We start from the raw sequence: 12,344 nt of genomic DNA, 5'->3' as shown, positions 1-12,344 counted from the left end.
ATGGGAAGTGGATGGCATGAATGGCCGCTGATGATCTTCACGGTCTTTGGTCAGTGCGTAGTGGGGGGCTTTATTGTCCTGGCGCTGGCGCTTATGAAAGGCAGCCTGTCGCCTGAGCAGCAGCAGCGCGTGGTGCTGAGTATGTTTGGCCTGTGGGTGCTGATGGGGATTGGATTTATCGCCTCGACGCTGCACCTGGGGTCGCCGATGCGGGCCTTCAATTCGCTCAACCGCGTCGGAGCATCGTCGCTGAGTAATGAAATCGCCAGCGGAGCGCTCTTCTTCGCCGTTGGCGGCATTGGCTGGCTGCTGTCGGCGGTTAAGAAGCTTCCGGCCGGGCTGCGCAGCCTGTGGCTGATCGTCACGATGGTGCTGGGCGTCATCTTCGTCTGGATGATGGTGCGGGTGTACAACACCATTGATACGGTCCCGACCTGGTATAGCGTCTGGACGCCGCTGAGCTTCTTCCTGACGCTGTTTATCGGCGGACCGCTGCTGGGCTATCTGCTGCTGCGCGTGGCCGGCGTGAACGGCTGGGCGATGCGTCTGCTGCCCGTCGTAACGCTGGTGGCCCTGGTGGCGAGCGTGGCCGTGGCGCTGATGCAGGGAAGCGAGCTGTCGACTATCCACAGCTCTATCCAGCAGGCGTCTGCGCTGGTGCCGGACTACGGCTCGCTGATGGCGTGGCGCGTTGCGGCCCTGGCGCTGGCCCTGGCGTGCTGGGTTGCGCCAATGCTTAAAGGATATCAGCCGGCGCTGCCGCTGCTAGGCCTGGCATTTGTGCTGGTGCTGGTGGGCGAGATGGTGGGCCGCGGGGTCTTCTACGGTCTGCATATGACGGTGGGTATGGCGATCGCCAGCTAAGCCTTGATTCGCGCCGGAACTTCGCGGTTCCGGCGCGATAAAAAATGCGCTCTCTTCATGAAATATTTCAACTGATATTCCCGCCCGTTAATTCCAATAAATTAATAAAAACAATGGAATAATATAAAGAATAATTCTGCCGTCTCGCCGATGGATAAAAAACTTCAATCGTTGCCCGACAAACCGCGTCCTGCCTGATTTCAGGTGGATTGACAATGTTTATAGCGGTGGCATGATGCGCACGAAATCCGAACTTCCTCACGGTTTATATCCATGTCCATCTACACCCGGCCGGTGCAAATGTTGCTCTGCGGCCTGCTTTTGTTGACGCTGGCGATAGCGGTTTTAAATACCCTCGTCCCGCTTTGGCTCGCCCATGAAAATATGCCTACCTGGCAGGTCGGGATGGTCGGCTCATCCTATTTCACCGGTAACCTTGTCGGAACCCTGCTGGCCGGATGGGTCATTAAGCATCTCGGATTTAACCGCAGCTACTATCTTGCCTCGCTGATTTTTGCCGTCGGCTGCGTTGGGCTTGGCGTAACGATGGGGTTCTGGACCTGGTTCAGCTGGCGCTTTGTGGCCGGCGTGGGCTGCGCAATGATTTGGGTCGTGGTAGAGAGCGCGCTGGTGTGCAGCGGTACCTCTCGCAGCCGCGGTCGCCTGCTGGCGGCGTACATGATGGTTTACTACGTCGGTACCGTGCTGGGCCAGCTGATGGTGAGCAAGCTGCCGACGGATCTGATGAGCGTCCTGCCGTGGGTAACCGGTCTGGCGCTGGCCGCCATCCTTCCTCTGCTGTTTACGCGCGTGGTCAATCAGACGGACGAGCCGCACGAGCCGGCGCGCATCTGGCCAATGCTCAGGCTGCGCCAGGCTCGCCACGGCGTCAACGGCTGCATTATTTCCGGGATCGTCCTCGGCTCGCTGTACGGACTTATGCCGCTGTGGCTGAACCATCAGGGAGTGAGCGACGCCGGGATTGGCTTCTGGATGGCGGTGATGGTGAGCGCCGGGATCCTCGGCCAGTGGCCGGTGGGTCGCCTGGCGGATCGCTATGGTCGCCTGCTGGTGCTGCGCGTTCAGGTGTTTATCGTTATTCTCGGCTGTCTGGCCATGCTTAGCCAGGCCGCGATGGCGCCCGCGCTGTTTATCCTTGGCGCCTCGGGCTTTACGCTGTATCCGGTAGCGATGGCCTGGGCATGCGAAAAAGTTGAGCGCCATCAGCTGGTGGCGATGAACCAGGCGCTATTGATGAGCTACACCATCGGTAGCCTGCTTGGACCAACGCTGACCGCGATGCTGATGCAGAACTTCTCCGATAACTTGCTGTTTATTATGATCGCGAGCGTGTCGTTTATTTACCTGCTGACGCTGCTGCGCAAAGCGGGGCACCACCCGACGCCGGTGGCCCACGCCTGAATCCGCGCGCGCACTGGCCGTTCTGGATGCGGTGCTATCACCGCAAATTTGGAGCGAAGGGAACGTTGCTGTGCCTGGCGGGAGATAAATTGGTGAGTGCAGTCTGGCGTTAAAACAGTTTTGATGATTCCCGGCGGGCGCATTGTGCCGCCGGGAGATTCAGCCCTAGTACATCACCTTATGACCATACTGCTCGAGAATGCCTTTTACGCGCTCCATGGTCTCTTTCTTCGGCGGATGCACGCCGTCAAGCTTGTACTCTTCACCCATCGCCACCCATTTATGCTTGCCCAGCTCGTGATACGGCAGCAGCTCGATTTTTTCGACGTTGCCCATATCGCGGGTAAACTCGCCGAGGCGGTGCGCGGAATCATCATCATCTGACCAGCCGGGTACCACTACGTAGCGGATCCAGACGTTGATATTTTTGTTCGCCAGATAGCGGCAAAACTCCAGCGTACGGTGGTTAGAGACGCCAACCAGATTTTGGTGGATTTCATCATTCATCTGCTTAAGGTCAAGCATCACCAGATCGGTCACTTCAAGCAGCTCGTCAATCACCGGATCGTAGCGACGAACGAAGCCGTTGGTATCGAGGCAGGTGTGGATGCCCTCCTTGCGGCAGGCGCGGAACCAGTCGCGTACGAATTCAGCCTGCAGGATAGCCTCACCGCCGGAGGCGGTCACGCCGCCGCCGGATGCGTTCATAAAGTGACGGTAGGTGACAACCTCTTTCATCAGGCTTTCGACGGTGAGTTCAGTCCCGCCGTGGGTATCCCAGGTATCGCGATTATGGCAGTACAGGCAGCGCATCAGGCAACCCTGGAAGAAGGTGATGAAGCGGATCCCTGGCCCATCGACGGTGCCACAGGATTCAAAGGAGTGAATGCGACCAATAGTTGACATTGCGGTGGTATCTCCAGATTCGGCCCGTCCGGGACCTGTGATGCACAGCTCAAACCGGCTGTGTTAAGTCTGTTTTGGCAGTTATCCATTGAGTATAGATAGCGGACAAAAGAGACTGGGGGGCAGGGAGGTATTGCTAAAAAGGCCCCACTTGCGTGGAGCCTTTATTGTACGCTTTTTATATCGCGATTTCAGTCAAAACCCGTTACATGGTCTGAGTGAAGGTACGAGTGATAACGTCCTGCTGCTGCTCTTTAGTCAGGGAGTTAAAACGTACTGCATAGCCGGATACGCGGATGGTCAGCTGCGGATATTTTTCCGGGTTTTCCATCGCGTCGAGCAGCATTTCACGGTTCATAACGTTGACGTTCAGGTGCTGACCGCCTTCGATAGAAGCTTCGTGGTGGAAGTAACCGTCCATCAGACCGGCCAGGTTAGTTTTACGAACTTCGTCGTCTTTACCCAGAGCGTTAGGAACGATAGAGAAGGTGTAAGAGATACCATCTTTAGCGTACGCAAACGGCAGTTTTGCAACGGAGGTCAGAGAGGCAACGGCACCTTTCTGGTCACGACCGTGCATCGGGTTAGCACCTGGTCCGAACGGAGCGCCAGCGCGACGGCCGTCAGGGGTGTTACCGGTTTTCTTACCATACACAACGTTAGAAGTGATGGTCAGAACGGACTGAGTCGGGATAGCGTTGCGGTAGGTAGTCAGTTTCTGAATTTTCTTCATGAAACGTTCAACCAGATCGACCGCCATATCATCTACGCGAGAGTCGTTGTTACCAAACTGCGGGTATTCGCCTTCGATTTCGAAGTCGACAGCCAGACCGTCTTCGTCACGAATCGGTTTAACTTTCGCATATTTGATAGCGGACAGGGAGTCAGCGGCAACGGACAGACCGGCGATACCACATGCCATGGTGCGAACAACGTCACGATCGTGCAGCGCCATCAGAGAAGCTTCGTAGCTGTACTTGTCGTGCATGTAGTGGATGATGTTCAGCGCGGTGACGTACTGTTTAGCCAGCCAGTCCATGAAGTGATCCATGCGATCCATGACTTCGTCAAAGTTCAGAACGTCGCCTTTGATCGGTTCAGACTTAGGACCAACCTGCATTTTCAGTTTTTCATCAACGCCGCCGTTGATAGCGTACAGCATGGTTTTCGCGAGGTTAGCGCGAGCACCGAAGAACTGCATTTGCTTACCAACAACCATCGGGCTTACGCAGCAAGCGATAGCGTAGTCATCGTTGTTAAAGTCAGGGCGCATCAGATCGTCGTTCTCATACTGCAGAGAAGAGGTATCGATGGAGACTTTAGCCGCGTATTTTTTGAAGCTCAGCGGCAGTTTTTCAGACCACAGAATAGTGATGTTCGGCTCCGGAGACGGCCCCATGGTGTACAGGGTGTTCAGGAAGCGGAAGCTGTTTTTGGTGACCAGAGTACGGCCATCAACGCCCATACCACCGATTGATTCAGTTGCCCAAATCGGGTCACCGGAGAACAGTTCATCATACTCAGGAGTACGCAGGAAGCGAACCATACGCAGTTTCATGACCAGGTGGTCAATCATTTCCTGAGCGTCTTGCTCGGTGATTTTACCGGCTTTCAGGTCGCGTTCGATGAAGATATCCAGGAAGCTGGAGGTACGGCCGAAGGACATTGCCGCGCCGTTCTGAGACTTAACGGCAGCCAGGTAACCGAAGTAGGTCCACTGGATAGCTTCCTGCGCGGTTTTTGCCGGAGCAGAGATATCGCAGCCGTATTTGGCCGCCATTTCTTTGATCTGGCCCAGCGCACGGTACTGCTCGGAGATCTCTTCGCGCAGACGGATGGTTGCTTCCAGATCTTCGCCGTTTTCCAGTTTGCCTTGCAGAGACAGGAACTGAGCGTATTTGTCTTTCATCAGGAAGTCGATGCCGTACAGCGCAACGCGGCGGTAGTCACCGATGATACGGCCACGGCCGTAGGCATCCGGCAGACCGGTCAGCACGCCGGATTTACGGCAGTTCAGGATGTCTTTGGTGTAAACATCAAAAACGCCCTGGTTGTGAGTTTTACGGTACTCGGTGAAGATTTTTTTCAGCATCGGGTCCAGCTCGCGATCGTACGCTTTGCAAGAACCTTCAACCATTTTAATGCCGCCGAACGGGATAATGGCACGTTTCAGCGGAGCTTCAGTCTGCAGACCAACGATTTTCTCGAGCGCTTTCTCGATGTAGCCTGCGTCGTGAGAAGTGATGGTGGATGCAAGGGAAGTGTCAAAATCAACAGGCGCGTGAGTGCGGTTTTCCTGTTTAACACCTTCCATTACGTTGTCCCACAGCTTGGTGGTCGCGTCAGTGGCGCCAGCCAGGAAGGACTCGTCACCTTCGTACGGGGTATAGTTTTTCTGGATAAAGTCACGGACGTTGACTTCGTTCTGCCAGTCACCTTTCGCAAAACCTTCCCAGGCTGTGGCTAACTTTTCATTAAGCTCGGACATGTAACACCTACCTTCTTAAGTGGATTTTTTATTTACTGCCTGAAACAACCCTTAGTGATGGTCGTCGCCACGCAGGTAAATGACCCAGTATGTCAACCCAACCAGCAGACCACCGCCAATAATGTTCCCGATAGTTACCGGAATCAGGTTATCAGTGATGAAGTTCATGACGGTCAGGTGAGAGAAACTTTCCGGAGTTGAACCAACGGCGGTCCAGAATTCCGGGCTTGCAAAGTCGCGGATTACGATACCCATCGGGATCATAAACATGTTAGCGATACTGTGCTCAAAGCCGCTGGCAACGAACATGGCGACGGGCAGAACCATAATCATTGCTTTGTCCATCAGGCTGCGGCCGGAGTAGCTCATCCACACCGCGAGGCAGACCATCAGGTTCGCCAGGATACCCAGGCAGACGGCTTCAATAAATGTATGATGCATTTTGTGGTCAGCGGTTTGCAGGACGTTGAGCCCCCAACCGCCGTTAGCGGCCATATATTCACCCGATAGCCACATCAGCAGCACGAACAGCAGCGCGCCTATCAGGTTACCAACATAGACGTTGAGCCAGTTTATTGCCAGTTGACCCCAGGTAATCCTGCCGCTGGCTTTCGCCACAACGATAAGTACGGTGGAGGTAAACAGGTCAGCACCGCAGATGACGCACAGAATCAGGCCGAGTGAAAAGCAGATCCCCCCAATAAGCTTGGCAATACCGAAAGGCATCGCGGCAGTACCGGTCGTCGCGGTGATGTAGAAGACAAAAGCAATGGAGATAAAGACACCAGCGGTAATCGCCAGATAAAAGGTCTTCATCGGGTGCTTTGTCGCTTTATAGACACCCGCTTCTTCGGCGACTTTCGCCATCGCAGCGGGGAGTAATAGATCAAAAGGGTTGTCAGCTTTCACACTAACTCTCTCTTTATATAAGTTGGCGGTGAGATACTAACAAAGCATTATAGAAGGGAAATTGATGTAGATCATATCCCACCGGAACTATAAGCCCGTTTAGCGTATGGTTTTTGCGGTAATTAATTCTAATTTATTGTTTTTTAAAAAGAAAATAAAGTTTAATATTTACAAATTATGTTGATTTTTTTCATTTTTGGGCACAGGCCACGGTTAATTAAAATGGGGTATTTTTATTAAAATTAACATCTCCAAACTGTTGCGCGATCAATTTTCACTGTAAATTAACTTCACAACTACAAATTATTGGTCCCGTGAATAAAATATAAAAAAACGGAGCCGTAAACGACTCCGTGATGGGGCACTTCAGGCGGCGCTAAAGGCTATTTAGCCCAGTACGCCGCTTTAGCACGCTGCAGCTTCTCGTAGGCTTTCAGTAAGGACTGATGGGCCGGGAACGCGTGCAGATCGCTATCCACCGCCTGCAGGCCGTAGAACGGCGCTTCGCCGCTTAGCGCAGCGCTGGCGGCTTCCACCGCATCTGCGCCGTACATGCGCACAAAGGCGTTCAGGTACTGCAGCGGCTGACGCTCTTCTTCCTGGCTCAGCAGCAGCAGCGTTTGCAGGCAGCGGTAGTAGTTGGCGCGCTCTGCGCTGAAGATTGACGCATTGAACTCGATCGTCCACTCCGTCCAGATCAGCGCCTGCTCCAGATCGCCGCCGGCCAGCGCCAGCATCGCTTTCAGTTCGCCAATACGCAGCGTATACCAGCCGTTGTCTTTGCCCGTTGCCAGGCCCAGCAGTTCGCGAACGCGGGTGAAGTCGTCATTACCTTCATCGTCCAGCTGCTCAATCAGCGCCAGATAGTCCTCTTTTTCCCACTCGCTGCCCGGCAGAGAGAGGAGCGTTTCGCGCAGATGGCTGCCCATGCTGTTGTTCGCCAGCCACAGGTCTTCTGCCGGATAGATATCCGACATCCCCGGAACGATAATCCGGCAGGCGTAGACGCTGAGGTGCTCGTAATCGGCGATGTAGACCTCTTTATCTTCTTCTTTAAAGATGGCCATCAGGGTAGCGAACTCTTCTTCCGTGGTACCGGAGAAGCTCCAGTCGACGAACGGATAGTCGGCATCCTGTTTGAACATATCCCAGGAGATCAGGCCGCTGGAGTCGATAAAGTGGGTTTCAAGGTTGGCGTGTTCAGCCACTTCTTCGTCATCGAAGGTTGGCGGCGTGAAGACGTCGAGATCCTTCAGGCTACGGCCCTGCAGCAGCTCGGTGACGGTGCGCTCCAGCGCGACGCCGAAGTCAGGGTGCGCGCCGAAGGAGGCGAAGCAGGTTCCGTTTTCCGGGTTAAACAGCACCACGCAGATCACCGGATACTTGCCGCCCAGCGAGCCGTCGTAAGCAAAAATTGGGAAACCTTCTGCTTCCAGCTTATTAATCGACTCCACCACGCCCGGATAGCGGGCCATTACTTCGGCAGGGATCTCCGGCAGGCTGATGCTTTCAGCAATGATGCGGTTCTTGATATGGCGCTCAAAGACTTCCGACAGGGCCTGAACGCGCGCTTCGTTCGCGGTGTTGCCCGCGGACATCCCGTTAGAAACGTACAGGTTGCCGATGATATTCATCGGAATATAAACGGTTTCGCCATCGGACTGACGGGTGAACGGCAGGCCGCAAACGCCGCGATCGTCATTACCCGACTGCAGGTCAACCAGCATGCCGGCGGTCAGCTGATCGTCAGGATCGTAGAAGGCGCGCAGGCGAGGATCGAGCAGCCCCTGCGGAACTTCATCATCTTCGGTCAGCGGGAACCATTTTTCGTTTGGATAGTGAACAAACGGCCCGTTAGCGATGGTTTCGCCTAACCAGAAGTCAGCGAAGAAATAGTTGGTCGACAGACGTTCGAAGTACTCGCCCAGCGCAGAGGCCAGCGCCGCTTTTTTTGTCGCGCCTTTGCCGTTGGTGAAGCACAGCGAGCAGGCTTTATCGCGAATATGAACTGACCACACGTGCGGTACCGGATTCAGCCACGAGGCCTCTTCAATATCAAATCCGAGGTCGAGCAATTTCTGCTGGAAGCGAGCGATGGAATCTTCCAGGGCGGCGTCTTTGCCGGGGATAAACGTTTGAGTCATAGCGGTCACTTTTTTCGTACGTAAAGCGCGCAATGATACGGGGTTTGTGTGTCAGGCGCTATCTTCGTGAAGGCCCCGGCGAAAATAAAAGCCTGGGCTATGCTTACAGGCAGTAACCTACTGTTAAGGCATTAAAAAATGAAAGCGTTCGATCTTCACCGCATGGCGTTTGATAAAGTTCCGCCGGAGTTTTTAGGGGAGGTCGCGCTGCGCAGCCTCTTTACCTTCCTGCTGGTTTTCCTGTTCCTTAAAATTACCGGACGGCGCGGCGTCCGCCAGATGTCGCTCTTTGAAGTGCTGATTATTTTGACGCTAGGCTCTGCGGCCGGGGACGTCGCCTTTTATGACGACGTGCCGCTGATCCCGGTGTTCGTCGTGTTTGTCACCCTGGCGCTGCTCTACCGCCTGGTGATGTGGCTGATGTCAAAAAGCGAGAAGCTGGAAAACCTGCTGGAAGGGAAGCCGGTGGTCATCGTCGAAGAAGGGGAGCTGGCGTGGGAGAAAGTCCACAGCGCCAATATGACCGAGTTCGAGTTTTTTATGGAGCTTCGCCTCTACAGCGTGGAGCAGCTCGGCCAGGTTCGGCTGGCGATAATGGAAACTAACGGACAAATCAGCATGTACTATTACGCTGATGAAGAGGTTAAGCCGGGGCTATGTATTCTGCCGGAGAGCTGCTATGAACGTTTTGTGACCATTCCTGAGACCGGCGAATACGCCTGCGTGCGCTGTAGCCAGGTGATCGTCATTCAGGCCGGTAAAAAACAATTATGTCGGCGCTGTCAAAATCCAGAATGGGCGAGGGTTAGCAGAGCTAAACGCATCACCTGACAGCCTTTTTGTCGGTTTTGTTACGGAGGGCTAGTGAATTGTTTTGTGTGAAGCCGATCATATTTTTCCGGTCATAAGTTTTAGGCATTGCGATGCGTGTCGCTGAATGATAAAACCGATGTACCCGTCATACTTCAGGCTGCATGTGCGCTGGCCGCACTCGTGCAAGCCGGCCGCTGACTTCAGCAGGCGCCAGCGGAAGAATCCACTGGTCGTCCGTCCGCAGCTCGAATTATCATGGTTCAGATACCGGAATAACTTATGCACGCGACGGTTCGCGGGCAAATAACATAGCAACGTGGTGAGGGGAAATGGCTCAGGTCTATAACTTTAGTTCGGGCCCGGCAATGCTGCCGGCGGAAGTTCTCAAACTGGCTCAGCAGGAGCTTTGCGACTGGCAGGGTCTGGGAACGTCGGTAATGGAGATCAGTCACCGTGGTAAAGAGTTTATCCAGGTGGCCGAGGCGGCGGAGCAGGATTTTCGCGATCTGCTCAACATCCCCTCCAACTACAAAGTTTTATTCTGCCATGGCGGCGGTCGCGGCCAGTTCGCCGGCGTCCCGCTGAACCTGCTCGGCGATAAAACCACCGCTGACTACGTTGACGCTGGCTACTGGGCAGCAAGCGCCATCAAAGAAGCGAAAAAATACTGTTCGCCAAATACCATTGACGCCAAAGTCACCGTTGATGGCCTGCGTGCCGTCCGGCCGATGAGCGAATGGCAGCTGACACCGGGCGCGGCCTACCTGCACTATTGCCCGAATGAAACCATCGACGGCATCGCCATTGACGAAACGCCGAACTTCGGTGATGACGTCGTTGTTGCCGCCGATTTCTCCTCGACTATTTTGTCCGCGCCGATCGATGTTAGCCGCTTTGGCGTTATCTACGCCGGTGCGCAGAAAAACATTGGCCCGGCAGGGCTGACGCTGGTGATCGTTCGCGAAGACCTGCTGGGTAAAGCGAACGTCGCCTGTCCGTCAATACTCGATTACTCCGTGCTTGATGCCAATGATTCCATGTTCAACACGCCGCCGACCTTTGCCTGGTACCTCTCTGGCCTGGTATTCAAATGGCTGAAAGAGCACGGCGGCGTGGCGGCAATGGATAAAATCAACCAGCAAAAAGCCGATCTGCTCTACGGCACCATCGACGGCAGCAGCTTCTATCGTAACGACGTCGCGGCGGCCAACCGCTCGCGCATGAACGTTCCGTTCCAGCTGGCCGACAGCGCGCTGGACAAGCTGTTCCTCGAAGAGTCCTTCGCCGCTGGCCTGCATTCACTGAAAGGGCACCGCGTCGTGGGCGGCATGCGCGCATCTATCTATAACGCAATGCCGCTGGCGGGCGTGCAGGCGCTGACCGACTTTATGCAGGACTTTGAACGTCGTCACGGCTAATCAATGTTGTGCTTTTCATCCCCGCAGCCGGCCTGCGGGGTTTTTATTCCGTTTTTTTGAGAGTTGAGTTTGATGGAATCCCTGACGTTACACCCCATCGCGCGCGTGGATGGCACCGTGAACCTGCCTGGGTCTAAAAGTGTCTCTAACCGCGCTTTGCTGCTGGCGGCATTAGCCCGTGGCACCACGGTGCTGACCAACCTGCTGGACAGCGACGATGTTCGCCACATGCTGAATGCCCTGAGCGCCCTGGGAGTTCATTACACCCTGTCCTCCGATCGTACCCGCTGCGAAGTGACCGGCAACGGTGGTCCGCTGCAGGCGAATAGCGCGCTGGAGCTGTTCCTTGGCAATGCCGGGACCGCCATGCGCCCGCTGGCGGCAGCCCTGTGCCTGGGCAGCAACGATATTGTGCTGACCGGTGAACCGCGGATGAAAGAGCGTCCGATTGGTCATCTGGTTGATGCGCTACGTCAGGGGGGCGCCCAAATTGAGTATCTGGAGCAGGAAAACTATCCTCCTATGCGCCTGCGCGGCGGCTTTGCCGGCGGCAGCGTTGAGGTTGACGGTAGCGTTTCCAGCCAGTTCCTTACCGCTCTGCTGATGGCTGCGCCGCTGGCGCCGCAGGATACCGTTATCACCATTAAAGGCGATCTGGTTTCCAAACCGTATATTGATATTACGCTGCACCTGATGAAGACCTTCGGCGTGGACGTTGAAAACCAGTCCTATCAGCGTTTTGTCGTTCGCGGCAACCAGCAGTACCGCTCTGCGGGCGACTACCTGGTTGAGGGCGATGCCTCTTCGGCATCCTACTTCCTCGCGGCGGGCGCCATTAAGGGCGGTACGGTGAAAGTCACCGGTATCGGCCGTAACAGCGTGCAGGGCGATATCCGCTTTGCCGACGTGCTGGAAAAAATGGGCGCTATCGTCAGCTGGGGCGATGACTATATTGCCTGTACCCGCGGCGAACTGAACGCCATCGATATGGATATGAACCATATTCCGGATGCGGCCATGACTATCGCCACCGCGGCGCTGTTTGCCAAAGGCACCACCACGCTGCGTAATATTTATAACTGGCGGGTAAAAGAGACCGATCGTCTGTTCGCGATGGCCACCGAACTGCGCAAAGTCGGCGCTGAAGTGGAAGAGGGCGAGGATTACATCCGCATTACGCCTCCGCTGGCGCTGCAGTTTGCTGAGATTGGCACCTATAACGATCACCGCATGGCGATGTGCTTCTCGCTGGTGGCGCTTTCCGACACGCCGGTGACGATCCTCGATCCGAAGTGTACGGCAAAAACCTTCCCTGACTACTTCGAGCAGCTGGCGCGGATTAGCACCCAGGCGTAAGCGCCTGCGGTTGCGCCAACGTAA

The 12,344-nt window shown here is 55.1% G+C and carries 9 protein-coding genes; 5 read left to right on the top strand and 4 right to left on the bottom strand.

All coding sequences use genetic code 11. From position 1 onward, the window contains the following. Entirely contained in the window at nt 1-864 is an 864-nt protein-coding gene (locus HCK03_RS17825) for a dimethyl sulfoxide reductase anchor subunit family protein (protein WP_115193239.1), read from the top strand. Nucleotides 865-1,137: 273 nt separating this feature from the next. Beyond that, on the top strand, nt 1,138-2,286 hold the full coding sequence (locus tag HCK03_RS17820; RefSeq protein WP_041144787.1) for an MFS transporter: 1,149 nt from the start codon (nt 1,138-1,140) through the stop codon (nt 2,284-2,286). Nucleotides 2,287-2,451: 165 nt separating this feature from the next. Here the strand turns inward: HCK03_RS17820 and pflA are convergent, their stop codons facing one another. From pflA to ycaO, 4 genes are all read right to left on the bottom strand, one after another. Beyond that, complete coding sequence (gene pflA, locus HCK03_RS17815; protein ID WP_167691980.1) at nt 2,452-3,192, bottom strand: pyruvate formate lyase 1-activating protein; 741 nt, start codon at nt 3,190-3,192, stop codon at nt 2,452-2,454. A 205-nt stretch (nt 3,193-3,397) separates the two neighbouring features. Further along, nucleotides 3,398-5,680, bottom strand: a complete 2,283-nt coding sequence (gene pflB, locus HCK03_RS17810) for a formate C-acetyltransferase (protein WP_041144789.1) — start codon at nt 5,678-5,680, stop codon at nt 3,398-3,400. Between the two features lie 51 nt (nt 5,681-5,731). After that, nucleotides 5,732-6,589, bottom strand: a complete 858-nt coding sequence (focA, locus tag HCK03_RS17805; protein ID WP_041144790.1) for a formate transporter FocA — start codon at nt 6,587-6,589, stop codon at nt 5,732-5,734. A gap of 383 nt (nt 6,590-6,972) precedes the next feature. Further along, nucleotides 6,973-8,733 carry a 30S ribosomal protein S12 methylthiotransferase accessory factor YcaO gene (gene ycaO, locus HCK03_RS17800; protein ID WP_041144791.1) on the bottom strand — a complete coding sequence of 587 codons (1,761 nt, stop codon included), beginning with the start codon at nt 8,731-8,733 and terminating at the stop codon, nt 6,973-6,975. Between the two features lie 138 nt (nt 8,734-8,871). Between ycaO and HCK03_RS17795 the strand changes: the two genes are divergently transcribed. From HCK03_RS17795 to aroA, 3 genes are all read left to right on the top strand, one after another. Next, nucleotides 8,872-9,564, top strand: coding sequence for a DUF421 domain-containing protein (locus HCK03_RS17795; RefSeq protein WP_041144792.1), 693 nt, complete (start codon nt 8,872-8,874; stop codon nt 9,562-9,564). Nucleotides 9,565-9,875: 311 nt separating this feature from the next. Further along, the gene (gene serC, locus HCK03_RS17790; RefSeq protein WP_041144793.1) at nt 9,876-10,964 is read left to right on the top strand and encodes a 3-phosphoserine/phosphohydroxythreonine transaminase; all 1,089 of its coding nucleotides are present in this window, start codon (nt 9,876-9,878) and stop codon (nt 10,962-10,964) included. A gap of 72 nt (nt 10,965-11,036) precedes the next feature. Then, entirely contained in the window at nt 11,037-12,320 is a 1,284-nt protein-coding gene (gene aroA, locus HCK03_RS17785; RefSeq protein WP_167691979.1) for a 3-phosphoshikimate 1-carboxyvinyltransferase, read from the top strand. Nucleotides 12,321-12,344: the final 24 nt, after the last annotated feature.

It is taken from the genome of Klebsiella terrigena (genome assembly GCF_012029655.1).
Taxonomy (GTDB): domain Bacteria; phylum Pseudomonadota; class Gammaproteobacteria; order Enterobacterales; family Enterobacteriaceae; genus Klebsiella; species Klebsiella terrigena.
Note: the sequence above shows the minus strand (reverse complement) of the source record. Positions and strands in the feature narration are given on the sequence as shown.